Annotated in this window: 27 protein-coding genes; 22 read left to right on the forward strand and 5 right to left on the reverse strand. The window is 37.0% G+C overall.

Annotated elements, in window-relative coordinates:
• Window positions 1-5 precede the first annotated feature (5 nt).
• The 6 genes from Q0R51_RS04405 to Q0R51_RS04430 all read left to right on the forward strand — a co-directional run bounded on the left by Q0R51_RS04405 (window position 6) and on the right by Q0R51_RS04430 (window position 3,576).
• Window positions 6-443, forward strand: coding sequence for a F0F1 ATP synthase subunit epsilon (locus tag Q0R51_RS04405; protein ID WP_046324715.1), 438 nt, complete (start codon window positions 6-8; stop codon window positions 441-443).
• Window positions 444-517: 74 nt separating this feature from the next.
• Window positions 518-748: a DUF1146 family protein gene (locus Q0R51_RS04410; protein ID WP_034981184.1), complete on the forward strand. Its 231-nt coding sequence runs from the start codon at window positions 518-520 to the stop codon at window positions 746-748.
• An 81-nt stretch (window positions 749-829) separates the two neighbouring features.
• The gene (locus Q0R51_RS04415; RefSeq protein ID WP_046324716.1) at window positions 830-1,819 is read left to right on the forward strand and encodes a rod shape-determining protein; all 990 of its coding nucleotides are present in this window, start codon (window positions 830-832) and stop codon (window positions 1,817-1,819) included.
• A gap of 16 nt (window positions 1,820-1,835) precedes the next feature.
• A complete protein-coding gene (yidD, locus tag Q0R51_RS04420; protein WP_046324717.1) occupies window positions 1,836-2,129 on the forward strand; it encodes a membrane protein insertion efficiency factor YidD in 294 nt (97 codons plus the stop codon).
• Window positions 2,130-2,137: 8 nt separating this feature from the next.
• Window positions 2,138-2,365 (forward strand): DUF2969 domain-containing protein, encoded by a 228-nt coding sequence (locus Q0R51_RS04425; protein WP_110445998.1) that lies wholly within the window; start codon window positions 2,138-2,140, stop codon window positions 2,363-2,365.
• 17 nt (window positions 2,366-2,382) lie between these two features.
• Window positions 2,383-3,576 (forward strand): FtsW/RodA/SpoVE family cell cycle protein, encoded by a 1,194-nt coding sequence (locus Q0R51_RS04430; protein WP_294757009.1) that lies wholly within the window; start codon window positions 2,383-2,385, stop codon window positions 3,574-3,576.
• Window positions 3,577-3,724: 148 nt separating this feature from the next.
• Here the strand turns inward: Q0R51_RS04430 and Q0R51_RS04435 are convergent, their stop codons facing one another.
• The 4 genes from Q0R51_RS04435 to rpsD all read right to left on the reverse strand — a co-directional run bounded on the left by Q0R51_RS04435 (window position 3,725) and on the right by rpsD (window position 7,414).
• On the reverse strand, window positions 3,725-4,180 hold the full coding sequence (locus Q0R51_RS04435) for a universal stress protein (protein ID WP_294757010.1): 456 nt from the start codon (window positions 4,178-4,180) through the stop codon (window positions 3,725-3,727).
• Between the two features lie 780 nt (window positions 4,181-4,960).
• Window positions 4,961-6,262 carry a replication-associated recombination protein A gene (locus tag Q0R51_RS04440; protein ID WP_294757012.1) on the reverse strand — a complete coding sequence of 434 codons (1,302 nt, stop codon included), beginning with the start codon at window positions 6,260-6,262 and terminating at the stop codon, window positions 4,961-4,963.
• The gene (locus Q0R51_RS04445; RefSeq protein ID WP_294757014.1) at window positions 6,263-6,730 is read right to left on the reverse strand and encodes a YueI family protein; all 468 of its coding nucleotides are present in this window, start codon (window positions 6,728-6,730) and stop codon (window positions 6,263-6,265) included. It lies immediately after the preceding gene.
• A 72-nt stretch (window positions 6,731-6,802) separates the two neighbouring features.
• Window positions 6,803-7,414 carry a 30S ribosomal protein S4 gene (gene rpsD / locus Q0R51_RS04450; protein WP_294757016.1) on the reverse strand — a complete coding sequence of 204 codons (612 nt, stop codon included), beginning with the start codon at window positions 7,412-7,414 and terminating at the stop codon, window positions 6,803-6,805.
• 429 nt (window positions 7,415-7,843) lie between these two features.
• Between rpsD and ezrA the strand changes: the two genes are divergently transcribed.
• The 10 genes from ezrA (at window position 7,844) to mreD (ending at window position 20,148) form a co-directional block, all read left to right on the forward strand.
• On the forward strand, window positions 7,844-9,559 hold the full coding sequence (gene ezrA / locus Q0R51_RS04455) for a septation ring formation regulator EzrA (RefSeq protein ID WP_294757017.1): 1,716 nt from the start codon (window positions 7,844-7,846) through the stop codon (window positions 9,557-9,559).
• A 164-nt stretch (window positions 9,560-9,723) separates the two neighbouring features.
• On the forward strand, window positions 9,724-10,881 hold the full coding sequence (locus Q0R51_RS04460; RefSeq protein ID WP_294757019.1) for a cysteine desulfurase family protein: 1,158 nt from the start codon (window positions 9,724-9,726) through the stop codon (window positions 10,879-10,881).
• 6 nt (window positions 10,882-10,887) lie between these two features.
• The gene (thiI, locus tag Q0R51_RS04465) at window positions 10,888-12,105 is read left to right on the forward strand and encodes a tRNA uracil 4-sulfurtransferase ThiI (protein WP_294757022.1); all 1,218 of its coding nucleotides are present in this window, start codon (window positions 10,888-10,890) and stop codon (window positions 12,103-12,105) included.
• Window positions 12,106-12,372: 267 nt separating this feature from the next.
• Window positions 12,373-15,012: a valine--tRNA ligase gene (locus Q0R51_RS04470; RefSeq protein WP_294757023.1), complete on the forward strand. Its 2,640-nt coding sequence runs from the start codon at window positions 12,373-12,375 to the stop codon at window positions 15,010-15,012.
• A 1-nt stretch (window position 15,013) separates the two neighbouring features.
• Window positions 15,014-16,291, forward strand: a complete 1,278-nt coding sequence (locus tag Q0R51_RS04475) for a folylpolyglutamate synthase/dihydrofolate synthase family protein (RefSeq protein WP_294757025.1) — start codon at window positions 15,014-15,016, stop codon at window positions 16,289-16,291.
• Window positions 16,272-16,952 carry an HAD family phosphatase gene (locus Q0R51_RS04480; RefSeq protein WP_294757026.1) on the forward strand — a complete coding sequence of 227 codons (681 nt, stop codon included), beginning with the start codon at window positions 16,272-16,274 and terminating at the stop codon, window positions 16,950-16,952. The genes Q0R51_RS04475 and Q0R51_RS04480 overlap by 20 nt, the downstream gene beginning before the upstream one ends.
• A gap of 35 nt (window positions 16,953-16,987) precedes the next feature.
• Window positions 16,988-17,611 carry a JAB domain-containing protein gene (locus tag Q0R51_RS04485; RefSeq protein WP_294757028.1) on the forward strand — a complete coding sequence of 208 codons (624 nt, stop codon included), beginning with the start codon at window positions 16,988-16,990 and terminating at the stop codon, window positions 17,609-17,611.
• A 97-nt stretch (window positions 17,612-17,708) separates the two neighbouring features.
• On the forward strand, window positions 17,709-18,713 hold the full coding sequence (locus Q0R51_RS04490) for a rod shape-determining protein (protein WP_122025974.1): 1,005 nt from the start codon (window positions 17,709-17,711) through the stop codon (window positions 18,711-18,713).
• A 50-nt stretch (window positions 18,714-18,763) separates the two neighbouring features.
• Window positions 18,764-19,615, forward strand: coding sequence for a rod shape-determining protein MreC (mreC, locus tag Q0R51_RS04495; RefSeq protein ID WP_122025975.1), 852 nt, complete (start codon window positions 18,764-18,766; stop codon window positions 19,613-19,615).
• On the forward strand, window positions 19,615-20,148 hold the full coding sequence (gene mreD / locus Q0R51_RS04500; protein WP_294757031.1) for a rod shape-determining protein MreD: 534 nt from the start codon (window positions 19,615-19,617) through the stop codon (window positions 20,146-20,148). The genes mreC and mreD overlap by 1 nt, the downstream gene beginning before the upstream one ends.
• Before the next feature lie 29 nt (window positions 20,149-20,177).
• On the opposite strand, the gene Q0R51_RS04505 is transcribed toward mreD, so the two are convergent.
• Entirely contained in the window at window positions 20,178-20,318 is a 141-nt protein-coding gene (locus Q0R51_RS04505; RefSeq protein WP_084619544.1) for a DUF4044 domain-containing protein, read from the reverse strand.
• A gap of 102 nt (window positions 20,319-20,420) precedes the next feature.
• On the opposite strand from Q0R51_RS04505, the gene Q0R51_RS04510 reads away from it, so the two are divergent.
• The 6 genes from Q0R51_RS04510 to mraY all read left to right on the forward strand — a co-directional run bounded on the left by Q0R51_RS04510 (window position 20,421) and on the right by mraY (window position 25,805).
• Entirely contained in the window at window positions 20,421-20,747 is a 327-nt protein-coding gene (locus Q0R51_RS04510) for a DUF3397 domain-containing protein (protein WP_294757033.1), read from the forward strand.
• A 167-nt stretch (window positions 20,748-20,914) separates the two neighbouring features.
• The gene (gene mraZ, locus Q0R51_RS04515; protein ID WP_265666778.1) at window positions 20,915-21,346 is read left to right on the forward strand and encodes a division/cell wall cluster transcriptional repressor MraZ; all 432 of its coding nucleotides are present in this window, start codon (window positions 20,915-20,917) and stop codon (window positions 21,344-21,346) included.
• Window positions 21,347-21,348: 2 nt separating this feature from the next.
• Window positions 21,349-22,296 carry a 16S rRNA (cytosine(1402)-N(4))-methyltransferase RsmH gene (gene rsmH, locus Q0R51_RS04520; protein ID WP_294757037.1) on the forward strand — a complete coding sequence of 316 codons (948 nt, stop codon included), beginning with the start codon at window positions 21,349-21,351 and terminating at the stop codon, window positions 22,294-22,296.
• Between the two features lie 12 nt (window positions 22,297-22,308).
• Complete coding sequence (gene ftsL / locus Q0R51_RS04525; RefSeq protein WP_046324739.1) at window positions 22,309-22,671, forward strand: cell division protein FtsL; 363 nt, start codon at window positions 22,309-22,311, stop codon at window positions 22,669-22,671.
• Window positions 22,671-24,836: a penicillin-binding protein gene (locus tag Q0R51_RS04530; protein ID WP_294757039.1), complete on the forward strand. Its 2,166-nt coding sequence runs from the start codon at window positions 22,671-22,673 to the stop codon at window positions 24,834-24,836. Before ftsL ends, Q0R51_RS04530 begins: the two co-directional genes overlap by 1 nt.
• A gap of 6 nt (window positions 24,837-24,842) precedes the next feature.
• Window positions 24,843-25,805: a phospho-N-acetylmuramoyl-pentapeptide-transferase gene (mraY, locus tag Q0R51_RS04535; protein ID WP_294757041.1), complete on the forward strand. Its 963-nt coding sequence runs from the start codon at window positions 24,843-24,845 to the stop codon at window positions 25,803-25,805.
• Window position 25,806 lies beyond the last annotated feature (1 nt).

The raw sequence follows: 25,806 nt of genomic DNA on the forward strand, positions 1-25,806 counted from the left end.
GTCAAATGGCAGATCCAGAAAAACTTTTTATGGTAAATGTTGTAACTCCAGATGGTCTAATATTTTCTCATCATTCTAGTATTGTTGAAATGCGTGCAATTGATGGTCAACGTTCAGTGATGTATAATCACTTACCGATTTTGACTCCGCTAGCAATAGGTGAGATTAAAGTTAAAAGAAGTCGGGAAATGAACAATATTGTCAACCATATTGCTGTTAGCGGTGGCTATTTTGAATTTTCAAATAATGTGGCTACCATTATTGCTGACAGCGCTGAGCGGGCAAATAATATTGATGTTTCCCGGGCTAAAGCAGCTAGAGAACGTGCTCAAAATGCACTGAAAAAGGCTCAGGCTGCCCATGATCAACGATCACTTGAGCGGGCACAGGTTGCACTTAGAAGAGCCGTTAACCGAATAAGTGTTTACAATTCAGTTAAATAGATTTAAAGTTTTAAGCGGATGCACTGCTTTTGTGTGTCCGCTTTTATTGTAACTTAGGAAAAGTGGAAAAGAATATGTTTCAACTTGGCGTTCATGCTTTAATTAGTATAGTAATTTATTTAATTACGATTGGTTTGTCCTTTCAGATTATGAAAAGTGTTCGTATTGAAAAGATAATTCGTAAAAACAGGATATTTGAAGCACAACTGCTACTTATCTTTGCTGCAATTGCTTTAGGCTTTTTAGTGGGTAATTTCTTTATTACATTAATTGATACTTCATTGCAGTTAAGTAATTTCTTTTAAGACTTGGTAAAGCGGATAAAGTCGCCGACAAACTTAAAATCTTTATGGTAAAATATACATTGAATATGATGGAGGATTATCGTGGCACGAGATATAGGAATAGATTTAGGAACAGCAAATGTGCTCATTAATGTTTCTGGTAAGGGAATTGTCTTAAATGAGCCTTCTGTTGTTGCTGTTAATACAAGTACAAATAAAGTAGTAGCAGTTGGTACGGAAGCCTACAAGATGGTTGGAAGGACTCCGGGGAACATCCGTGTAATCCGTCCTTTAAAAAATGGTGTGATAGCAGATTTTGATATCACAGAAGCAATGCTGTCTTACTTTATTGAAAAATTAAACGTTAAAGGCTTTATGTCTAAGCCAAATATTTTAATTTGTGCTCCTACTGGAGTAACATCAATTGAACAGAAGGCAATTATTCAGGCTGCGGAAAAATCGGGTGGTGGCAAAGTTTACCTCGATTTTGAGCCTAAAGTTGCTGCTGTAGGTGCAGGGCTTGATATTTTCAAACCTCAAGGCAACATCGTAATCGATATTGGTGGTGGTACTACTGATATTGCCGTTTTATCAATGGGTGAAATTGTTACTAGTCAATCATTACGTTATGCTGGAGACCATATGAATCAGGCAGTTGTTTCTTATATTAAGAATAAACATAACTTACTAATTGGCTCACGCACTGCGGAACAGATTAAAATTGAAATTGGTAGTGCTTTTGAACCTGATAAGAACGAAACTATCACTGTTCGTGGTCGCGATGTGGTTGACGGTCTGCCAAAACAGGCTACTGTTACTGCGCCTGAAATTCAAGAAGCTCTTCATGATGGCTTGATGACTATTATTGCTGCTACTAAAGAGGTTTTGGAAAAGACCCCACCGGAGCTTTCTGCGGATATTATTGACCGTGGAATTATGCTGACAGGTGGTGGAGCATTGCTTAAGAATATTGATAAGCTAATTTCTTATTACCTTAAGGTACCAGTATTAACGGCCGATCATCCACTTGAAGCTGTCGCACTTGGGACTGGAATTTTGCTTAAGAATATTGAAAAACATCAGCGTCACTGATTATGGGAGGCTCGATTTGCGGAAAATTTTGATTTATTTGGTTAAAATTTATCAGAAGTTTATTTCTCCTGCTTTACCAAAGTCATGCCGTTATTATCCAACATGTTCGACTTATATGGTTGACGCATTAACTAAATTTGGTCCTCTTTTAGGACTTATTATGGGAATCTCACGTATACTACGGTGCAATCCTTTTGTGCGTGGTGGTGTAGATCCTGTACCAGATAAATTTACAATTTTTCGTAATCCGCATCCAGAACGATATGAAGATGAGATTATTGCAAAAAAGTTCCATCCTAATACAAAATAGGAGTATTTATGTCAAAAAAACCAGAAAATATTAACGTGGAAATTAATGAAATCAAGGGTAAACAAAACCCAACTTGGGAAGTAGTAATTCCCCAGAAAAAATCTATTGGCGTAATTGAAAAAATTGCTGGCCGTTATCGGGCTACAACTGGCAAAACAAATAGCGTCTTGTATGCAAAAAGTTTGGAAAGCAGTATTAATGATTTGCTTTCATACTTCGCTTTGCATGAAAAATAATAGGTTGTGATTAATTAATGGTCAAAGTACAAAATAAAACCAATCTGTTTGATCGAATTGCCTGGAATATTGTTGTCCCTGTGCTCATATTGGCAGCTGTGGGCCTTTATTCCATTTATTTTGCCGCAATTGATGATCCCAGTCATATGGGAAGCCCCGTAAGAGCAGTGGCAATGCAAGGATTATGGTATATTATTTCGATTGCTGCAGTTGTTTTTGTAATCCAATTTGATGCTGAACAACTCTACCGCATCGCGCCTTATGTGTATAGCCTGGGGATAGTACTTTTAATTGCGGTTTTGTTCTTTTACAATCGCAGTATAGCTGCAGATGCCGGCGCTAAAAGCTGGTTTAAGCTGGGGCCAATTTCTTTTCAGCCATCAGAAGTCATGAAACCTGCTTTTATATTGATGCTGGCCCGGGTTGTGCGTGAGCATAACAATAAATTTGCTCACACTATTAAAAACGACTGGATTTTAATCGGTAAAATGCTGGCTTGGCTGCTACCGATTGCTGTGCTTTTAAAATTACAAAATGACTTTGGTACGATGCTGGTCTTCATTGCAATTGTTGGTGGTGTTGTGCTGGTGTCTGGTATATCATGGAAAATAATCGCTCCAATGTTTGCGGCTGTCTTTGTACTAGGGGTCGTAGTTATTTACATGGTTACCACAACAAATGGTCAATCTTTTTTAAGTCATTTTTTTCAGCCTTATCAATTTAGACGTATTATGTCATGGCTGAATCCATCTAATGACACTTCAAAAGCTGCGTATCAATTGTGGCAAAGTATGCAAGCGATTGGTTCTGGGCAAATATTCGGCAACGGCTTTGGTAAACTAAGTGTTTATGTGCCGGTACGAGGCTCAGATATGGTTTATTCGGTAATAGGGGAATCGTTTGGTTTCATCGGGAGTGTAGCAATTATTTTGCTTTATTTATACTTAATAGTGCAAATGGTACGGATTACTTTTGACACAAAAAATGCATTTTATTCTTACGTTTCTACTGGCGTTATCATGATGATACTTTTCCATGTATTTGAAAATATTGGTATGAGTATTGATCTGCTACCACTGACCGGTATTCCATTGCCATTTATTTCTCAAGGTGGATCAGCCTTAATTGGTAATATGATTGGTATTGGGATGATTTTGTCCATGAAATTTCATAACAAAGATTATATGTTTAGTCAAGCAGGAGATTTCTAATTTATTTATATACAAAGAGTCTGGGAAGAAACTCTAACCTAACTAAAAAGACTGACAAATCACGTCAATAAAACGTTGATTTGTCAGTCTTTTTAAATTGTGAAATTTTTTAATTTAACTTCAAAGAGCACTTTTTCCCAGACTCTTTTTAATTATTTAAATTTTCGTTAGAACGACAAACTAGTACATCACAATCTGCAGTTCTAGTAACATATTCGGTAACACTGCCGATTAATATGCGTTCAACAGCGTTCAGTCCTGTAGCTCCTAATACGATTAAATCAATTTGGTGCTTTTTAGGGAATTGGTGGGCGATAATAGCTTTAGGAGCCCCAAATTCAATTGAATAGTGAACCTCACTTACTCCAGCTTCTGTAGCCTCTTGGTAGTAATTTTGCAATTTTTCTTTAGCATCGTTTGATACTTGTTCAACCATTTCTGAGTCAAAGCTAGAAACATTTTGGAAGGATCTGGTGTCGATGACATGTAAAATTTCCAAAGCAGCTTCATTTCGCTTAGCTGCAGCGACAGCTTTTTTAAAAGCTAAATCTGCTTCTTTTGAGCCATCAACTGCGACTTGAATACGGTGATATTGTTTCATCATTTAAAACACCTCTCTTACCACTATTTTACCAAATTTTAGTTCAGTTAATCATCCTTTTGATTAAGTAAAAGACTAAAAATTAGGATAGTAATGCTACTGAGAATTAAAGTAATAAGATTTAAGTATTTATTCTTCTGGAAAACTATAACTAAACCTAAAATGGTCTCTATAATTAAAATAATAGCTGTCCAAGACATTAGAGAACTAAAATTAGAAATATTTTTACTGTTGTATATTAGGAAATGACTGTGCCGATTATGCCATAAGTAAAAGGCAGTCAATAGCAATACTGCCAGGTAAATTAGAATAACAATTTTAATAGCCATAAAATCTCCAAATAAAAAAACGGTCCGCAGACCGCTTCATAAATTTCTCAAGAAATCCGAGTCGTCGAAACATAGCAAAACAATGCTTGTTGAACCCGCAGTGTTCAAAAAATGAGATGTATCGCAACGAATATGGATCCTATCTTTGAAGATAGTTTTCCGATTCGAAAGTTATTTACTATCTCGCATGTCTTATGTTTGACCGGTCAACCTTATACAATTGAGCTAGTCGATCAACTCAGATCAACTATTATACTACTAAGCATCACAAGTTTTGTCAAGCCAGAAATATGAGAGGGAGCTTTTCTTAGGCGTAGCTTTTAAACTCCTGATTGAATTAAGGTTATCAATATACTGATTACATTGTGCAAAAATAAAAGGGCTAATCAAATTAAATTTTAAAATAAATCTTCGGCCAGCATATATTAAATTTTTTCCTTCTAGGCTTAACTAATTATTTTAGACCCTGTTTTTGCAATTCATGCAACGTTTCATATTGTTTTTTAAACCCTTTTTCTATTTTAGAATTTCCTTTAGGCTGAAAATATTGCGTGCCAATGAGTTTATCAGGTAAATACTGCTGTGGTACCCAGTCATTCACATAAGAATGAGGATAAATATATCCATTACCATGACCTAATTTTGCAGCACCACTATAATGTGCATCTTTTAAAGTAGCAGGTATATTACCATAGTCCTTATTTTTTACATCAGCTAAAGCCTGATCAATAGCACTGATAGCACTGTTGCTTTTAGGCGATAATGCCAGTTCAATTACGGCGTTAGCTAAAGGTATCCGCGCTTCAGGGAAACCGAGGCTCTTTGCAGACTGAATAGCTATTTGAGCATGTTGAACAGCTGCGGGATTTGCAAGGCCGATGTCTTCATAGGCAATTACACTCAAACGCCTGCAAATTGCTATTAAATCACCAGACTCAATTAGTCGAGCTAAATAATGCAAGGCTGCATCTGTGTCAGAACCACGAATTGATTTTTGAAAAGCAGAAACCAGATCATAATGTCCATCGCCCTTAGCATCAAAGTTTTGATTACGCAACTGAATAGAATTGGCCATTTCATCTTGATCAATGGTTAATTCTGTTTCATCATTTTTACCGGCAGCAATCATTTCTTGTTTCGTTGAGCGGACTGCAAGTTCAAGTCCGTTCAATGTTGAACGTAAGTCGCCATTGCCCTTTTGCACTAATAACTTTCTGGCGCTTGAAGTCAATTTAACGTTGTATTTACCCAAACCAAGTTCACAATCTTTAAGCGCCCGATTAATTGCTTTATTGACATCATCTTTTGCTAGAGGCTTTAATTCAAAAATCTGGCAGCGGGAACGAATAGCGGGGGAAATTGCTATATAGGGATTTTCAGTTGTCGCACCGATCAAAATAATTTGACCGGATTCTAAAAGGGGTAATAAAAAGTCCTGCTTGGTTTTATCCAAACGGTGAATTTCGTCTAGGAGCAATATCACAGTGCCACTCAATTTTCCTTCCGCGGCTACTTGCTCCAGCTGTTTTTTGCTGTCTGTTGCAGCGTTAAGCTGGCGAAAGGCATATTTGGTGGAACCGGCTATGGCACTGGCAATACTTGTCTTACCTATACCTGGAGGACCGTAAAGAATCATCGAGGACAACATTTTGGCTTCAACCATCCGGCGAATAATTTTTCCAGGACCAATTAAATGCTCCTGACCGACTACCTCATCTAACGTTTTTGGTCTCATTCTGTAAGCTAAAGGTTTCATTTAATTGTCTCCATGAAAAAGCCGATGCCAAAAACCAGCTTTTTTAGTTTTGCCGCTAGTAAGCAATTCTTGAGGCATTTCGGGTGGATACACTTGACTTATGTCGATGCGCATTTTGTTAATTGCATTTGCAGCTACTACTAAGATTGCTGAGTCATTCGGACCAGTTTTTGCTGTTTGATTGTTAACGATAGTAAAAGAGATCTCGTATTTGCCACAATTAGTTTCCACTTGATCAACAAATTTATCATGTAAATTGCCATTAATCAGGATATTGTAACCAATATAATCTTTAAAGTGGCGTAAAAATAGGTTGGTTAACTTAGGATCTTGCACTTCGGCATTGGTCATTCTAACTAGAACTCGTTCGCGAAGAGATCCTAAAAATCTTCTGCGTTCATCCGGTTTTGTTTGGGGTGTGATGCCTTGAGCAGCATTTGAAACTCTGGTATTTAAATCCTCTGTCATTGATTTAGTACTCCTTTCGGGTAACAAAAACCCCTCTCCAAGAAGGAAAGGGGTTTTGTAAAAACATTGAAATTAAAGTAACTTGTTGTAGTATTCAACAACTAGAGCTTCGTTAATTTCTGGTTCCATTTCATCACGTTCTGGAAGGCGAACAAGTGAACCTTCTACCTTGTTGTCATCGAATGAAACAAAGGATGGGCGGGATACAACTGCTTCAAGTGCATCCTTAACTTGTTGCAAGCTCTTTGACTTTTCCTTAAGACCAATGGTTTGACCAACCTTGACTTCATATGAAGGAATATCAACACGCTTGCCATCAACAGTGATGTGACCGTGGTTAACTAATTGTCTAGCTTGCTCTCTAGTAGTAGCTAAACCTAAACGGTAAACAATACTGTCTAAACGGCATTCAAGCAGAACCATAAAGTTAGTACCGTGTTCACCTTCACGGATCTTGCCGGCACGTTTAAATAAAGTTCTAAATTGACGTTCATTTAAACCATACATCCAACGTAGCTTTTGCTTTTCATGTAATTGTTCACCATATTCTGATAAACGACCACGTGAATTGGGACCGTGTTGACCAGGGGCGTAGTTTCTGCGACTAAGCTCCTTGCCAGTACCTGAAAGTGAAATTCCTAATCTTCTGGAACGTTTCCAACTTGGACCTGTATATCTTGACATAAAATCCTCCAATAAAATCTGATAACAGTTTTTGGAGTAAAATAATTACGTATAAGTTTAACATTCGTGCATCTTAATTTTCATTTTCGCCTCTTGCAGCGTCGGTTACTCGTTCACTAAAACGTATTAAGATGTTGACGTTCTTGCCACTTATAGCTGCAAATATTTTACACGTTCTATATTATAGTTGTATTACCTTATTAAAGCAAGGAAAATAGCAATTGCTTTAATATTTAATAATTTAACTAGAAAAAATAAAAAGGTGGTAGCAACTTGCTAACACTAGTATACTGCTTTTAATTAAAGAAACATTTATAAATATCTGATAGCACGATTTTATTTAAATAATGAATTTTAATAGCTTAAAAAAACTCTTGACCACAATAATGTAGAAGTTTGGTATAATTGGGGTAGTTTTGGAGGAAAATTATGTCACCAACTCAATCCATAGTTGTAATCATTGCAATTTTAATCATCATTATAATTATAGCCGCTATGTTAATAATCAATCGCCGCCAATTAAGGCAAATTCTTGAATTAGACGATTTGATTACCAAAATTGACAAAATGCATTTAGAAACAGATATTGTTAATCTGGATAAAATGGATTTAGCCGGTGAAAGTTTGACGACATTAACTACTTGGCGTAAAAACTACGAGCAGGCATTAGCTAAAAAGATTCCTGCTGCGCAGAACTTTCTTGAACAGGCTGCCGAGCAAAATACACACTATCACTTATTTAAAGCTCATAAAAATATTAAACAAGCTCGAGAAATCATGGAACCAACTTACAAAGATGCCAAGAACACTAAAGAAGTATTTACAGAATTACTTGAATCCAATCGTGAGAATCAAAAAAAATATAATGACTTGTTTAATGGTTTTAAAGAAATGCGCAAAGACATTCTGGCAAATTCATATGATTATGGTGCTGCTTTGGATCAGATTGAAAATGAATTGACAAATATTGAAAATGACTTCTCTGAAGCCAAAAGTTTGACTGCTCAAGGAGATCAGGTTGAAGCAAAGCGTATTTTGTCAAAAATCAAAGCTGCTTTGACTAGCATTAGTTCTATTCTGCCCGAAATTAGAAATGCCCGTCACCAACTCAATAAAGTTTTTCAAGATCAGTTGAGTGAATTGTCCGATAGTTATAAGAAAATGATGTCTTCTAAGTATTACATAACTCAAGTTGATGTTTTAGCTGAGATTAAAAAAATTAGAGGACAAGTAGCCGATGCAAATAGTTTGCTAAAAGAGCTTAAAGTGTCCGATCTCACAGAAAAAAATGCGGAAATCAAAAAAGAAATTTCTGCTCTTTATGATATTTTAGCTAAAGAGTATAAAGCGAGACCATTTGTAGAAGAAAATCAAGATAAAATTCAACGTCTGCTTGCTCACGAACAAGTGGAATCAAAAAAATTAGTAGCAAAATTGCGTCATATTGATGAGAGTTATGAGCTTACTCATAATGAACTTGCCACTAGTAGAAAGTTGGAACAGGAAGTTAGTGATATGGAGCGGCAATATACGGTCGATACCCAAAATGTTGCTGATGGTAAGGGAGTTTATTCCAAAATTAAGTCATCGTGGTTGAGTATGTTGGAACGATTGCGTGAAATTAGTGCACAGCAAAAGAAAATGTCCCAAGACGTTGATGGTCTTTATGATTCTGAGAATGTAGCCAATGATTCGATCAACCGCTTTAAACAGGAAGTTTCTCTAGTTTATCGACGCTTAGAACGTAAAAAAATCCCTGGTAATCCTGATACCTTTGTTCAAATGTATACTTTGGTTGTCAACGAGATTGGTCACGTGGCAAAAGAATTGAGTCAAGTAAGGCTGAACATGGAAAAGATTTCTCAGGAATTAATTCAAATTTCTGATGATGTTGAAAGGTTAAAACGTGAAGCAGATGACATTATTAATTCTGCAGATTTAGTTCAGCTAACTTTGCAATATTCTAATAAATATTCCAATAATGGTTCCATCAAAAGCGCTCAGAAAAAGGCAATGCAACTTTATGAACAGGATTATAACTATAAAGATGCTTTGGACACCATCGCAACAGCTATTGAAAAAGTTGAGCCAGGTTCATATCAACGCTTAGAAAACTTGTACTATTCTGATAAGAAAAATAGCTGATGGATATTATAATTCTGCTGAAAAATATTTAGCTTTAAAATTAAAACAATAATTTTAAAGCTTTTTTAGTGCTCATGAATAAATAATTGAAGCTGACAAGAATTTAAGTTACAATTTATAAGTTAATAGCTGACCATGTAGTGTTTTTGGAGGGGAGAAATTCCGTGATTTACTTTGACAACAGCGCCACGACTAAGATTGATCCTGCTGTTTTAGCCACATATGATAAAGTAGCTCAAACTATCTGGGGCAATCCGTCCAGTTTACATAAACTGGGAGACCGTGCATTTCAACTTTTAGAGAGTTCACGTAAGCAAATTGCCAATCTTTTAGGCACAAAACAGGATGAAATTTTCTTTACCTCTGGTGGCACTGAGTCAAATAACTGGGCGATAAAAGGAACCGCTTTTCAAAAACGGGAATTTGGCAAGCATCTCATTACCTCAAGCGTTGAACATGCTTCTGTTGCCAATGCTTTTAACGCTCTAGAGTATATTGGCTTTCGTGTAACCCATTTACCTGTTGATAAAGAAGGGCGTGTTAGCGTAAACGATTTACGTAATGCCTTAGATTCTGATACAACTTTAGTTTCAATAATGGGCGTTAATAATGAAATTGGTGCTATTCAGCCAATTGATGAAATTAGTGATTTATTAACTAACTACCCGACCGTGAGTTTTCATGTAGATAATGTGCAAGCATTAGGTAAAAATATTTGGTCTCGTGTTTTTACTCCTCGTGTTGATTTTTCCAGTCTGTCAGCACATAAATTCCACGCACCACGAGGTACCGGAATCCTTTATAAAAAAGAGGGCAAGATGCTTGATCCCCTGCATGATGGTGGCGGCCAAGAAAAAGGTTTGCGCTCAGGTACTGAAAACTTACCGGCGATAGCGGGGATGGCTAAAGCAGTGCGCTTGCTTTTAGAAAATGAACGTGAAAAAGCTCAACGTGAGATTGCTATTAAAGCCAAAATAGTGAATTATCTCCAAAATAAACCAGGAATCACTATATTTTCACCATTAAATGATAACTTTGCTCCTCATATTTTATGTTTTGCCCTTGAAGGTATTAGGGGAGAGACTCTTGTTCATACACTTGAAGAGTATGACATATATACTTCAACTACTTCGGCCTGTTCTTCTACTAAGACTGATCAAGCCAGCACATTAGTGGCAATGCATGTTGATGATACAGTAGCAACAAGTGCGATTCGTCTTAGCTTTGATGAAACTAACACCCTTGCCCAGGCAGACGAATTTATTAAGGTCTTTGATAAAATTTACCATCATTTTGCCAGAATTAATCATTTAGGAGAATAAATTTTTATGAAATACACTGAAATAATGGTACGTTATGGTGAGCTTTCAACTAAAGGAAAAAATCGTAAAGATTTTATTGGTCGCTTAGCTGGTAACGTGACTAAAGTATTACGCGATTTTTCGCAAGTCGAAATACACCCGCGCCATGACCGCATGCATATAGTTTTAAATGATGCACCTTTTGCAGAAGTTGATAAACGCTTAAAAAAGGTTTTTGGTATCCAAACTTATTCACCGACTATCAAAGTTGAAAAAACTTTGGCAAAAATTGAAGAAACTGCTCTAGCTTTAATGAAAGAAACCTTTAAAAAGGGCATGACTTTTAAAGTCAACACTAAACGCAGTGATCATCAATTTTTATACGATACCAATGAGTTGAATAAAATGGTGGGTGACTACCTCTTTTCACATATGGATGATTTAAAGGTGGAAATGAAACACCCTGATATTGTTCTGAGAATTGAAGTACGCAAGGATGCTGTCTATATTTCTAATCAGTTACTTCACGGTGCGGGTGGAATGCCAGTTGGAACTGGCGGACGTGCTGTTATGATGTTATCTGGCGGAATTGATTCGCCAGTAGCTTCCTATTTGGCTCTAAAGCGCGGCGTTGATATTGATATGGTTCACTTTTATAGTCCACCATATACTACTGAAAAAGCGCTCAATAAGGCTAAAGAATTAACAGGTATCTTGGCTAATTATGCTGGCAAGATCAATTTTATTGCGGTGCCATTTGCGGAAATTCAAGAAACTATCAAAGAAAAAATTCCTGAAGGCTATTTAATGACTGTACAAAGAAGATTCATGTTGCAGTTAGCAGATAAAATTAGAGCTAAAAGAAGAGGACTGGCTATTTTTAACGGTGAATCCGTTGGTCAGGTGGCTTCGCAAACTTTGGAATCAATGGCCGCAATTAATGATGTGACGACCACTCCTGTTGTCAGACCCGTTGCTACAATGGACAAAACCGAGATTATCCGTTTAGCTGAAAAGATTGGCACTTTTGATTTATCAATTCAGCCATTTGAAGATTGCTGTACAATTTTTGCCCCTCCTCGCCCCAAAACTAAACCAAAAATCGATAAAGCACGAGAATTTGAAAATCGTCTGGATGTTGAAGGACTAATTGACCGTGCTTTAGCTGGTATACAAGTGACTTCAATTTACCCTAATGATAAGTTTTTAGCAGATAAAGCGGCAGAAGATGCTGCACTACTGTAAAAAACGTGTTATAATACGCCCAAAGCAATAATTGAGAGGTATTAACCTTATAAATAGAGAAAGGCTGAATTGGTGAAAGGCCGAATGAAGGTTAATTGGTAGCTCGATTGGACTGATTAGCTGAACTAACAGTAGGCTGATCCGGCAAATTCGCCGTTATCATTTTTAAGAGAGGCAGAATTTATTCTGCTTAACTTTAGGTGGTACCGCGGTTAATCACATCGTCCTAGACATTTTGTCTAGGACTTTTTTATTGGGAGGAGAACTATGACAGATTTAGCACCAAAATATGACCCACGCGAGGTTGAACAGGGTAGATATCAAAAATGGCTAGATCAAGATTTATTTAAGCCATCTGGAGATAAAAAGGCACATCCGTATGCAATTGTTATTCCGCCACCAAATGTTACTGGTAAGCTTCATTTAGGTCATGCTTGGGATACAGCAATTCAGGATACATTAATTAGATTTAAAAGAATGCAGGGTTATGATACTTTGTATCTTCCAGGAATGGATCATGCAGGAATTGCAACTCAGGCTAAAGTTGAGGCTAAATTACGCAAACAGGGTAAAGACCGTCATGAAATGGGCCGTGAAGCTTTTGTTAAACAAGTTTGGGGCTGGAAAGATGAATACGCTGCTATTATCAAGAGCCAGTGGGCAAAATTGGGTCTGTCACTAGATTATTCACGTGAAAGATTTACATTAGATAAGGGTTTGTCAAAAGCAGTTCGCCGCGTCTTTGTCCAACTTTACAAAGAAGGATTAATTTATCGTGGTGAATACATTATCAATTGGGATCCTGAGCTGCAAACAGCTCTAAGTGATATCGAGGTTATTCACCAAGACGATAAAGGCGCTTTTTATCATATTAAATATCCATTTGCTGACGGTTCCGGCTTTGTTGAAATTGCAACTACACGTCCTGAAACCATGTTCGGTGATACTGCTGTTGCCGTGGCACCAGGGGATGAACGATATAAAGATCTTGTCGGCAAAGAATTAATTTTACCGCTAGTGGGACGCCATATTCCAATTATTGCAGATCAACACGTTGATCCTGAATTTGGTACTGGTTTAGTAAAGATTACCCCTGCTCATGATCCTAACGACTTTTTAGTCGGCAATCGTCATAACTTAAAACGGATTAACGTCATGAACGACGATGGCACTATGAACGAAAATGCCGGTAAGTATGAAGGAATGGATCGTTTTGAGTGCCGTGAAGCATTAGTTAAGGACCTGAAGGAACAGGGCTATCTGATTAAAGTTAAGCCGATTGTGCACTCAGTTGGACACTCAGAGCGTTCTGGCGTTCAAGTTGAACCTCGTCTTTCCACTCAATGGTTTGTTAAGATGAAACCATTAGCTGAAGCTGCATTAAAAAATCAGGAAACTGACAATAAGATTACTTTTGTTCCTGAAAGATTTGAGCGTACTTTTAAACAATGGATGGAAAACATCCACGATTGGGTTATTTCTCGTCAGTTATGGTGGGGTCACCAAATTCCAGCTTGGTATAACAAGAAGACTGGTGAAATGTACGTTGGTGAAGAAGCGCCAAAGGACATTGAAAACTGGAACCAAGATCCAGATGTATTAGATACCTGGTTCTCAAGTGCATTATGGCCATTTTCAACGATGGGCTGGCCAGATGAAGATTCAGCCGATTATAAACGTTATTTCCCAACTAATGCGTTGGTTACAGGCTATGACATTTTACCGTTTTGGGTAGCCAGAATGATATTCCAAGGCTTACACTTCACTCATCAACGTCCATTTAAAGATGCTGTCTTTCATGGCTTGATTCGTGATGAGCAAGGGCGCAAGATGAGTAAATCACTGGGTAACGGAGTAGATCCTATGGATGTCATTGACCAGTATGGTGCTGATGCTTTACGCTGGTTCTTGCTCAATGGTACAGCTCCTGGCCAAGACACACGTTATAATCCAAAGCAACTGGCATCTGCATGGAACTTTATCAATAAGATTTGGAATGCTGCTAGATTCGTAATTATGAATTTACCAGAAGATGCACAACCTGCTCATATGCCAGATACAGCTAAATTCGATTTAGCAGATGGTTGGATTTTTGACCGCCTAAATCATACGGTCAGTGAAGTTATTCGGTTATTTGATGACTATCAATTTGGTGAAGCTGGTCGTGAATTATACAACTTTATTTGGAACGACTTCTGTGACTGGTACATCGAAATGGCCAAAGTGGCTTTGAATGGTAGTGATGAAGAATTAAAAGCAAGAAAACAAGATAATTTAATTTGGATTCTTGACCAAATCTTGCGTTTATTGCACCCAATTATGCCATTCGTGACAGAAAAATTATGGTTGTCCATGCCACACGATGGTGAATCAATTATGGTTGCCAAATATCCTGAACCACATGCTGAATTTGAAAATGAACCAGCTCGTCGTGACATGGCTTTCTTAATCGAAATCATTAAGGCAGTACGTAATATTCGTATGGAAGTAAATGCTCCGTTGTCTTCTTCAATTGACATTATGATTCAATTAGAAGACGCAAAGAATGAAAGAATTTTAACTGACAATGAAGATTACGTTAAGAACTTTTTGCATCCAAAAGAATTAACCATTTCAACTCAAATTGATGCACCAAAACTTGCTAAGACTGCCGTGATTTCAGGTGCACAGATCTTTGTTCCGTTAGCTGATTTAGTCAATATTGAAGACGAGATCAAGCGCATGACCAAAGAAGAAAAAGATCTGCAAGCTGAAGTTGAGCGCTCAACTAAGAAACTAAGTAATCAAGGCTTTGTCGCCCATGCTCCTGAAGCTGTGATAAATAAAGAAAAAGCGAAAAAAGCTGATTATGAAAGTCAACTTCAAAGCGTTCAGGAAAGAATTCAAGAATTAAAGAAGAGTGAATAACGTGACTTTTACCAAAGCTCAAGATGTGATTAATTATTTATACTCACTTCCTAAATTACATGAAAAAGCAGATTTAACATATATTAAGACAATTTTGGCTATGTTAGGTAATCCGCAAGATCAGATAAAAACAATCCATGTTACGGGCACGAATGGTAAAGGCTCAACTTCTTACTATTTAAGTAATTTGTTGCAAAAGGCTGGTCAAAGGACTGGCCTTTTTGTTTCGCCCTATGTTTTTGAATTTAACGAGCGGATTCAGCTAAATGGTCAAAATATCAGTAACCAAAATTTGGTTGGAGTAGCTAATAAAATAGAGTCAGTTTTGACAAAAATTCGTAAAAACAATCCTGCTTTTTCATTAGTGACGTTTGAATATGAAGTAGTATTGGCATTTCTTTATTTTGCCAATGAAAAATGTGACTATGCTGTGATTGAAGTTGGCATAGGTGGTGAGCATGATAAAACTAATGTTATTACACCTGAAGTCAGTGTGATTACTACAGTTGGACTAGATCATGAGCAAGTTATTGGACCAACTCTAGCAGATATTGCCCGTGAAAAAAGTGGCATAATAAAGGAAAATAGGCCAGTTGTTTTAGGTAATATTCCAAAAGAGGTGTTGCCTATTATTCAACGAAAGGCTCAAAAAGAAAATGCTCTGGTTAAAAAACTTGGATCCGACTTTAATGTTTTACTTCAAGAAAATTTGGAGTATCAAGATCAAATACAAAACATTTCTTTTTTACCCAGGCCGCTAGTTGAAGGTTATGATATTGGGATCGCTGTTCAAGCCTTTAGCTTATTAAATCTGTCACTTTCTGCTTCAGAGATAGAAGATACAATAAACCAAACAACTGTGCCTGGACGTTATCAAATTTTGCAAAGTAATCCTTTAATTATCCTTGATGGTGCACATAATATTCAGGCAATGCAAAATCTGCTAGATTTTGCTCACTTTAAGCAGGAAAAAAAGCAAGGCAAAATTAGAGTATTAATTATGATGATGAAAGATAAGGATATTGAGCAAGTTTTTAAATTGTTTAAACCAGCGGATGAAGTTCACTTAACTACAATTGATTATCCGCGTGCAGCTAAAAAAGAAGACTATCCGGTTTGGATTCAAAAAAAATATCAGTATCACGCTGACTGGCGAACTTCTTATCAAGATTTAAAGCATAAGAGTCAAACAAATGATATACTGCTAGTAACAGGATCATTTTACTTAGTTGGGGATATTTTACAAATGGAGATAAAAGATGCGCGTTCAAGGCATTAAGGATGATATCACAGGCATTTTGTTTGATATGGATGGCTTGTTGGTAAATTCCGAAAATTTATACTGGGAAGCTAATATTCAGGCTGCTAAGGAGGCAAATCTAGGTACGCCCGATGATATTTATCTTAAATTAGTTGGCTCGACAACAACTGATATGAACGATTTTTACCTGCAATATTTTAAGAATAAGGAACAACGTGACCAATTTATTAAACGTACTGATGAACTAGTATGGCAGTGGACTGAACAAGGTAAATTAAAGTTAAGACCGGGAGTGCAAAAAGCTCTTGATCACTTTCAGGCTGCCGGGTTACCTATGGCTGTGGTAACCAGCAATTCTGAAAATGTGGTAGAGCATAATTTATGGGCCACAGGTACGCGTAACTATTTTCAATTTCACTTAAATTATGACGATGTCAAAAATAATAATGTCAAGCCTAAACCTGCACCAGATATTTATCTTTTGGCAACCCAAAAATTACATGTTGCCCAAAATAATATCTTAGCGTTCGAAGATTCTTCTCCTGGATTGCTAGCCGCTGTTAAAGCCGGCTTGAAATGTGTGATGGTGCCTGATTTAATTCCAGCTACTGCCGAAGATCATCAGAATGCGGTTTATGTTTGTCAGGACTTCTGTGAATTTTTACAAAAAGTTAGTTAGTTTTGGCGTATATAAATAGTGAAAGGAATGATTTTATGGAATTAATAAGGTCTCATCACTATTTAATTAAAACCGACTGGGAAATGCTGAACAGCTTTTTTGGAGAATTGAAAGAACATGGAATTGAAAATTTTGATGAACTTCTTGTTAAGTTGGAAGAATTAAAAATAAGAAATGCCAATGATCTGCTTAAATATGTTTCTGGCGGTCAATGCTGTGACAGCCTGGCGCTTTTGAGCGAAGGATTGCTCGAAAGATTGCGCTCAGCAGTATCAGACCGGGAACTTATTATGACTTCAAGCGACGAAGTAGGTACTTATTTATTAGATAAATTTGCAGGACATAAGCAAGAAGAACTATGGGCAATCTACATAGATAACAGTAATCATATAATTGCTGAAAAGAAGTTGTTTCAAGGTACTTTGGATAAGTCAATTGCGCATCCGCGGGAAATTTTCCGTTGGGCAGTTGTTTATGCCTGTGCCGGCTTCTTTGTGGTGCATAATCACCCTAGCGGTAATTTGTTACCTTCAAAAAGTGATATTGAACTCACTGAGATGCTTCATGAAGCAGCAAAACTATTTCGGATTGAATTTCTTGATCATTTCATTGTCGGTAAAGGAAATTACTTTAGTTTCTGTGAACGACAATTATTTTAAAATCATCTTAAAGTTACGTTCCATTTTCTTTTTTAAGTTGCACTTTATGCTATAATTATTCAAGATTTAGAGACTGCGATAATAAGGAGAGATTTACGTGTTTGGATTAGGAGCAAAAAATATTGGCATTGACTTAGGAACTGCCAATACTCTTGTTTATATGGAAGGTAAAGGGATTGTTTTAAGAGAGCCTTCTGTGGTGGCAAAAAACACCCATACCGGTAAGGTAATTGCGGTAGGCTCAGAAGCAAGAGAAATGATTGGCAGAACACCAGAAAGTATAGTGGCTATAAGGCCAATGAAAGATGGTGTAATTGCTGATTATGATACAACTGCCTCAATGCTTAAGTATTTTATCGAAAAGACTGTTGGCAATTCCAAACCTTCAGCTATGATTTGTGTACCTTCTGGTGTAACTGAGGTTGAAAAGCGGGCAGTGATTGATGCTGCCCGTGTAGCTGGAGCACGTGAAGCTTTTGTAATAGAAGAACCATTTGCAGCTGCTATTGGAGCAGGATTGCCAGTAATGGATCCTACTGGCTCAATGGTTGTAGATATTGGTGGTGGAACTACCGATGTTGCCACTATTTCTTTAGGTGGAATAGTTTCTTCTACCTCAATCCGCCAAGCCGGTGATAAGTTCAATACGGCAATTGTGAATTATGTTCACTCTAATTTTAATCTGCTGATTGGTGAGAGAACTGCTGAAGATATTAAAATTCAGATTGGTTCTGCTTCAGTTGAAAAGGCTGAAGATATTGAAGCAGTCAATATTCGTGGCCGTGATTTAGTTACTGGTTTACCAAAATCAGTTGATGTAAAAGCAGTCGATGTTGCTCATGCTATTCAAGACGTTGTTCAGGACATTATCGTTGCAATTAAGGAAACGCTTGAACAGACCTCTCCTGAAATAGCAGCGGACGTCATTGATCACGGCATTGTATTGACAGGCGGTGGAGCTTTACTTAAAAACTTACCTGAGGTTATTTCCGAAGCTACTAAAGTGCCAGTATTTATAGCCCAAGATCCATTAGATTGTGTTGCAGTTGGTACAGGTGAGTCTCTGAAAAATATTGAAGTAATGCGCAAAAATCGCAGATAATACTAAAAGTCGGCTGTTTTCGCCGGCTTTTCTTTAGGGACTGTTTCCAAATGAAGAAATTTCTACAAAACAAAAAATTATTATCGGCATGTATAGCAGTTATTTTGGCTTTTACTGTTATAGGAGGCAGTGTCAGCTTGCGTAATAGACGTGATACTCCTTTGATTATCCAGAGTTTTGGCAATGATGTGGTTGCAGTGGGATCAAGAATAATTGATTTTCCACTTAGTTTTGTTTCTGGTAGTTTAAATAACGTTCACGATTTGCTAAATACTCAAGATGAAAATAACTATCTCAAGAGCAAAGTTACTGACTTGGAACAAACAAAAGCTCGTAATTCTAGCCTGGAAGCTGAAAACAAACAACTTAAATCTGCATTAAAAGTAAAAAATACGCTTACTGACTATAATATTATTCAAGCATCTGTCATTTCCCGTTCACCGGACAGTTGGACAGACCTGTTGGTTATTAATAAGGGATCTACATCTGGCTTGCGTAAAAATATGGCGGTAATGTCCGGTGGAGGTATTATTGGTCGCCTAATAGAGGTCAATGCCGCTACTGCAAAAGTTGAATTAATAACAACTAGTGATAAATCAGCCAATCGTTTTGCAGTTGAAGCACAAGCCGTTAACGGAAAGAAAGTTCATGGAATTATTACGGTAATAGGTAACAAGACACTAGCATTTACTCAGGCGGTCGACAGTAAAAAACTAAAGCGTGGTGCAAAAATTTACACTAGCGGATTGGGTGGTAATTCACCGAAAGGATTATTGGTAGGGACGATTTCTACTACAACCCATGATACATTTGGCTTATCTGATTTAATTAAAATTAATCCAGCAGGTGAATTAAATGATCCTTCTGTAGTTTCGGTTATTAAAAGGAAAGTGAACGACTAATGAAGTCTCTGCGAAAATTTAGTCTTGTTTTAGCTTTATATATTGCTTTAGCTATCAGCGGCAGTTTGTCTTTATTCTTTCACCGGTTCTTTTTAATTGGTAATGCTACAAACTTATTGGTACCTGTTAGCATGATGTTAATAGCACTTTTTGATGATACTAATCACAAAGAGATTTTGTTAGCTTTTGGTACTGGTGTAGTAAGTGATATTTATTTTTTTGGTATTATCGGTGTTTATGCCATTAGTTTACCTATAATTTGCTGGCTGTTGCAAAAAACTGCCAGATTTTTACCAGAAGTTTTTTGGGCACGAATTTTAGCGATTTTAATCGCTTCTATTCTGATTGAGGGCTATACTTGGCTTATTATGAACATGACAGGTCTGACGAGTATTAGTTCAATGAAATTGTTAAAAAGTATTTTGCCAACCTTATGCTGGACATTTATATTCGCTTCCGTTACTTATAAATTATGGTGGAATTTAGCTGTTAACTATCCCTTTATGGTAAATTTAGATAATTATCAACAATAAAAAACGTGAGACAATGATCTCACGCTTTTTTATTCGAAAAAGCCAAAGCTAGATAATGCACCAACAACTTGCATTACTACAGCAGCTAAAGTTATTATTGCCATTAGCCAGGCCATGGCAATTGTTAGCTTTTGAAATTTAGATCTCTTTTTCTTATGTCTTCTCGTCATTGATAGACCTCCCTGTTTGAACAATATTTTATGCTACTTAAAAGTTTTTTTCAATCAGAGAGTAAGATAAAATAGAGAATAGATATATAGAGGATATAGCCAATGTTTTTAATTTTTTTGATACCTATTGTTGGTCTTACTTTAGCTTTTCTTATTAATAAGATGTTTCCCAAGGCTCAATTTCGCGGATACGATTTATTACCATTCTTTTTTATATACGCATGTCACTTGATTACCCTGAAGCAGAAAAGGCCTGAGTTTTTGCCTTATGGTTTTTTTGTCTTCTTCATTTTAGTTATAATAATTGCTATAACTGAAGCAATTAAAAATAAGAATCTGTCCATAAGTAAAACTTTCCGCAAAATATGGGACTATTTAACTGTTAATACTATTTTTTGGTATTTAGGATTATTATTTTTAATGATATAGTCAAACTTTTTGAGTAAAAAAATTTGTTTTTGAAGATAAACGCAAACCTGTAATGGTCTGCGTTTTTTACTTTTCGGATCATAAAAAAGAAATGTTAAACTTTATAACTAAAAAGTGGTAGGAAGTGGTGAATTGTGGTAAATTAATTAGTGGAAGGGGGTAATGCCATGTTCATGGGTGAATATCATCACAATCTCGACAGCAAAGGGCGTTTAATTATACCTGCTCGTTTGCGTAGTCAGATTGGCGAAAAAATGATATTTACTCGTGGAATGGAAGGTTGCATTTTTGGCTATACTACAGAGGCATGGCAGAAAATTGAAGCCAAGCTAGCCCACCTTCCTTTGACTAAGAGGAATGCACGCAGTTTTACGCGTTTATTTTACTCTGGTGCAATGGAATGCGAATTTGATAAGCTGGGACGTGTGAATCTGACCACAACGTTGAAGAAGCACGCTTGTCTTGTTAAAGAATGTGTCATTATAGGAGTTTCTGATCGAATTGAGATTTGGTCGAAAGAGCGTTGGGAAAGCTTTAGTGATGAAGCCAACGAAAACTATGATGATATCGCAGAAAATTTAGATGATTTGGAACTATAAACATGGAATTCAAACACACCAGTGTACTCTTACACCAAACAATCGATAATTTAAAACCCAAAAATGGTGGTCTTTATGTAGACGCAACTTTTGGCGGCGGCGGTCATGCAAAATATTTACTGAGCAAACTTGCTAGTGGTACCGTGATTGGTTTTGATCAGGATGAATATGCAATAAATTCGGCTAAGTTAAACTTTGCCGATTTACTTAAATCTGAGGCTGATCCTAAATTACAATTAGTACACGACAACTTTAGTCATTTAAAAATTAACTTGGTTAAGCTGGGTTATCAAGATGGCATTGACGGTATCTATTATGATTTAGGCGTTTCCTCCCCCCAATTTGATCAGGCAAAAAGAGGCTTTTCTTACCGCTTCGATGCCAGATTGGATATGAGAATGGATCAGGATCAAAGTCTTGATGCGTATCAATTGGTTAATGACTCAAGTCAAAAAGAATTGACTAATATTTTGTATAAATTTGGTGGAGAAAAGTATTCTCGCCAGATTGCTCATAAAATTGTCCTTAAAAGACAAAAAAAGCCAATTGCGACAACCTTTGAACTGGTTGATGTTATTAAGGAAGCAATTCCTGCGTTTGCAAGAAGGACTGGAGGGCATCCAGCAAAAAAGACTTTTCAGGCTTTGCGTGTTGCTGTAAACCACGAGCTTGATGCTTTAAGTACATCACTTGAGGAAGCGATCAAATTACTCAAACCAGGCGGTCGCATTAGTGTGATTACTTTTCAGTCTGATGAAGACAAAATAGTAAAAAATATTTTTAAAAAATACTCCGACGTTGAGGTACCTAGGGGAATGCCTGCTATTCCCGATGACTTGAAGCCAACGCTTCGATTAGTAAATCGTAAGCCCATTGTTGCTTCGGCTGAAGAGCTTAAAAATAATAATCGCTCACACAGTGCCAAGTTGCGGGTTGCAGAAAAATTGTAAAGAGGAAAAACAATGGCTGATAATTTAGCAAGAAAAATAGAGTTTAATCCTAATGAGCAAAGAGATCCAGAGAAGAGACAACGTCAAGTTCTCAATCATCACAACGTTGCTTGGACCGGTTTCGAAAAGTCCTTGCTTATATTGGGAACAATGATCACAATTGGCTTAATGACAATGCTCGTTTCTTCTAGTATTTCTGCTACTTCAGCTCAACATGAACTTACTAGTTTGCAGCGCTCGGTTGCAAAAGAGCAAAGTCAAGTTGGAGATTTGCATCAAGAATTAGGTGAGTTGACCTCAAGCTCAAGAATGAATAAAATTGCTCGCAGCAAGGGGTTGGCTTTGAATGAAAAAAATATTAGGACTATACGCTAATGAATAAGCACATTAGTAAAAAATATAACTTAAATTCCAAAGCCCACGGATACCGTTTTACAGTCGGGAGATTTCTCGAGGTAGCTGTTGCTTTGGTTTTTCTTGTATTTATAGGCAGATTTTTATATCTGGGAATTTCAAAAACCGTTAATGGACAAGATTTAACCGCTAAGACCGAGCAATTGTATATGCGTAATCAAGTATTAAAGGCCAATCGGGGAAATATTTATGACCGTAACGGTTTAGCTGTAGCGCAGGATTCCCATTTGTATACAATTTATGCCATTCTAGATAAATCATCCATTAATTATAAAAATAAGCCAGAATATGTTGTTAGCAAAAGTAAAACTGCTGAAAAGTTAGCACAAGTTTTACCTCTTAAAGCAAATAAAATTTTAAAGTATCTTAATCCTTCGCAGCCGGTTTTTCAGGTACAATTTGGTACTGCAGGTTCTAATTTGACCAAAAAGCAAAAAGACCGAATTGAAAAAATGAATTTGCCGGGAATTAAATTTTTTGAAACTCAGTCACGGTTATACCCAAATGGTAATTTTGCAGCTCACATAATTGGTCTGGCTACACCAGTTTATGATAAAAAAACCAGGCAACAAAATTTAGAGGGTACCATGGGACTGGAAGCTTGGTATGACGACGTTCTTACCGGAAAAAACGGCTATCAGGTTTCAGCTGTTGATGCCTCAAATTTCCAGACGCCAAATAGTACCCATACTTATAAAGCCCCTGTAGATGGTAATAATATATATCTAACTATTGACTCGCAGTTGCAGGAATGCCTTGAAAGTAGGTTATCTTATGTTCAGGATACCTTTAATCCCGTTTCTATGACAGCCGTAGTTGAAGATATGAAGACGGGAAAAGTATTAGCTGCATCGCAAAGACCAAGTTTCAATCCGCAGACCAAAAAGGGACTAAAAAATTCCTATCGCAATATTTTGGTGCAAGATACATATGAACCCGGATCTGTTTTTAAAGTCCTGACATTATCTTCCGCTGTTAATAGCGGAAACTACCATCCAAATCAATATTACAATTCAGGATCAGTTTCTGTGAATGGCTCAGTAATTCACGATTGGAAGCCGCATGGCTGGGGTAGCATACCTTTTTCACAAGCATTTCCACGGTCGAGCAATACCGGATTCGTTCATATTGAGCAACAAATGGGTGCTAAGACTTGGAAAAAGTATTTAAAGAAATTCCATATTGGTCAGAAAACTGGCGTAACGCTCCCAGGTGAGCAACCAGGATTGATCGCGTTTAACTCACCCGTTGATCAGGCTGTCACTAGTTTTGGGCAGGGCGTTGATGTGAACGTCATGCAAATGATGCAAGCTTTTAGCAGTTTGGCGAATAATGGTCAAATGGTAAAACCCCAATTCGTTGAAAAAATTACCGATGCAGATGATCACACAATAACCGGTTATCAAATAAAAAATGTTGGCAGACCAGTTTATAGTAAAGAAACAGCAAACATAGTTCTTGAAAATATGCGCCAAGTTTTAAACAAAAGAATTGGTACCGGAGCTGCATACCGGATAAAAAATCAAAGTATTGCGGTTAAAACGGGAACAGCTCAAATAGCCAATCTTAAAGGTGGGGGCTATCTTAAAGGTAACAATAATTACATCTTTTCTGTAGTTGGTGTTACACCGGCTAAGCATCCGCGTTATTGCATTTACATCACTGTCAAGCAGCCTCAAAGAATGAGTAAACCGGCTGAAGTAATTCTTTCTTCAATTTTTAAACCTGTAATGAATAGAACAATTCTTATGTCTAAAAATGGCTTAAGCAGTTCAACAATGATTAAAATACCTGACCTAACGGGGCTAAGTTATAAGGAGGCTGAAACAATCGCTCAACGGGTTGGTTTCAGACTTGTCAGGATTGGTTCAGGTGATAAAATAACCAAGCAGTCTTATCAAGCAGGTCAAAAACAGCAGTCAGGTAAATTAATGCTGGTGCGGACTGCCGGCATTATAAAGTGTCCTGCTATGAAAGGTTGGTCAAAAGATGAGCTGCAGCAGTTTGCAGATTTGACTGGGGCTAAATTAAGCATTCGGGGTACAGGTGTAGTATCTAAACAAAGTGTAGCTGTTGGTGAAACTGTCAAATCCGGGACAAAAATAAAAATACAATTAAAGGAGTAGCATTTTATGCTGATCATTAGCATTATTGCATTAGTAAGTTCATTGGCGTTAACGGGGATTATTTTACCCTGGGTGATTATTTTCATGAGGTCACACCATGAAGGACAGGAAATTCGGGATGAAGGTCCTAAATGGCATGAAAAAAAGTCTGGTACACCTACAATGGGTGGTGTGGTTTTTGTTTTAGCAGCCACAGTTTCTACAATCTGGGTTGGTGTATGGCAACACGAAGTCACGAAAATGATCTGGATTTTATTAATCAGTTTGCTGGGTTACGGTATTATAGGCTTCTTAGATGATAGTATAAAATTGTTTTATAAGCGTAATTTGGGTCTTCGTGCATGGCAAAAATTTTCTTTACAAATTTTAGTTGCTGTTCTGATTATTATCATCGCAGCAACGGACCATTTTCAATTCAAACTTTTCATACCGTTTTTTGGTGTAGTTAACAGTGTTGTTTTATTCACAATTTTTGTAATTTTCTGGTTGGTAGGTTATTCCAACGCAGTTAATCTGTCAGACGGTTTAGATGGTTTGGCAACTGGACTGGCAATTATTGCTTATGCCACATACTCTTATATCGCACTTAAACAAAAAAATTTTGCCGTTTTAATTTTTTGTATGAGTGTCATAGGAGGGTTGATTTCATTTTTTATTTTTAATCATAAGCCTGCTAAAATTTTTATGGGTGATGCTGGGTCTCTAGCTTTAGGAGGAGGACTGGCTGCTGTTAGTATCTTTCTAAATAGGCCTTGGTCACTTTTGTTAGTGGGAATCGTATTTGTATGTGAAACAGCGAGCGTAATTTTGCAGGTTATCTCTTTTCAAACAACTGGTAAACGGATTTTCAAAATGACACCGATACATCATCATTTTGAAATGCTGGGTTACTCTGAATGGAAAGTAGACATTATTTTCTGGATTGTTGGCTTACTGGGAAGTATCTTGTATTTAGTAATATGGGGATAAA

The organism is uncultured Lactobacillus sp. (genome assembly GCF_946477725.1).
GTDB lineage: Bacteria > Bacillota > Bacilli > Lactobacillales > Lactobacillaceae > Lactobacillus.

Coding starts and splice junctions, on each gene's coding strand:
- Q0R51_RS04405 (WP_046324715.1), top strand. CDS start 6: ATGGCAGATCCAGAAAAACTTTTTATGGTAAATGTTGTAACTCCAGAT.
- Q0R51_RS04410 (WP_034981184.1), top strand. CDS start 518: ATGTTTCAACTTGGCGTTCATGCTTTAATTAGTATAGTAATTTATTTA.
- Q0R51_RS04425 (WP_110445998.1), top strand. CDS start 2,138: ATGTCAAAAAAACCAGAAAATATTAACGTGGAAATTAATGAAATCAAG.
- Q0R51_RS04430 (WP_294757009.1), top strand. CDS start 2,383: ATGGTCAAAGTACAAAATAAAACCAATCTGTTTGATCGAATTGCCTGG.
- Q0R51_RS04435 (WP_294757010.1), bottom strand. CDS start 4,180: ATGATGAAACAATATCACCGTATTCAAGTCGCAGTTGATGGCTCAAAA.
- Q0R51_RS04440 (WP_294757012.1), bottom strand. CDS start 6,262: ATGAAACCTTTAGCTTACAGAATGAGACCAAAAACGTTAGATGAGGTA.
- Q0R51_RS04445 (WP_294757014.1), bottom strand. CDS start 6,730: ATGACAGAGGATTTAAATACCAGAGTTTCAAATGCTGCTCAAGGCATC.
- rpsD (WP_294757016.1), bottom strand. CDS start 7,414: ATGTCAAGATATACAGGTCCAAGTTGGAAACGTTCCAGAAGATTAGGA.
- ezrA (WP_294757017.1), top strand. CDS start 7,844: ATGTCACCAACTCAATCCATAGTTGTAATCATTGCAATTTTAATCATC.
- thiI (WP_294757022.1), top strand. CDS start 10,888: ATGAAATACACTGAAATAATGGTACGTTATGGTGAGCTTTCAACTAAA.
- Q0R51_RS04470 (WP_294757023.1), top strand. CDS start 12,373: ATGACAGATTTAGCACCAAAATATGACCCACGCGAGGTTGAACAGGGT.
- Q0R51_RS04480 (WP_294757026.1), top strand. CDS start 16,272: ATGCGCGTTCAAGGCATTAAGGATGATATCACAGGCATTTTGTTTGAT.
- Q0R51_RS04485 (WP_294757028.1), top strand. CDS start 16,988: ATGGAATTAATAAGGTCTCATCACTATTTAATTAAAACCGACTGGGAA.
- mreC (WP_122025975.1), top strand. CDS start 18,764: ATGAAGAAATTTCTACAAAACAAAAAATTATTATCGGCATGTATAGCA.
- mreD (WP_294757031.1), top strand. CDS start 19,615: ATGAAGTCTCTGCGAAAATTTAGTCTTGTTTTAGCTTTATATATTGCT.
- Q0R51_RS04505 (WP_084619544.1), bottom strand. CDS start 20,318: ATGACGAGAAGACATAAGAAAAAGAGATCTAAATTTCAAAAGCTAACA.
- Q0R51_RS04510 (WP_294757033.1), top strand. CDS start 20,421: ATGTTTTTAATTTTTTTGATACCTATTGTTGGTCTTACTTTAGCTTTT.
- mraZ (WP_265666778.1), top strand. CDS start 20,915: ATGTTCATGGGTGAATATCATCACAATCTCGACAGCAAAGGGCGTTTA.
- rsmH (WP_294757037.1), top strand. CDS start 21,349: ATGGAATTCAAACACACCAGTGTACTCTTACACCAAACAATCGATAAT.
- ftsL (WP_046324739.1), top strand. CDS start 22,309: ATGGCTGATAATTTAGCAAGAAAAATAGAGTTTAATCCTAATGAGCAA.
- Q0R51_RS04530 (WP_294757039.1), top strand. CDS start 22,671: ATGAATAAGCACATTAGTAAAAAATATAACTTAAATTCCAAAGCCCAC.
- mraY (WP_294757041.1), top strand. CDS start 24,843: ATGCTGATCATTAGCATTATTGCATTAGTAAGTTCATTGGCGTTAACG.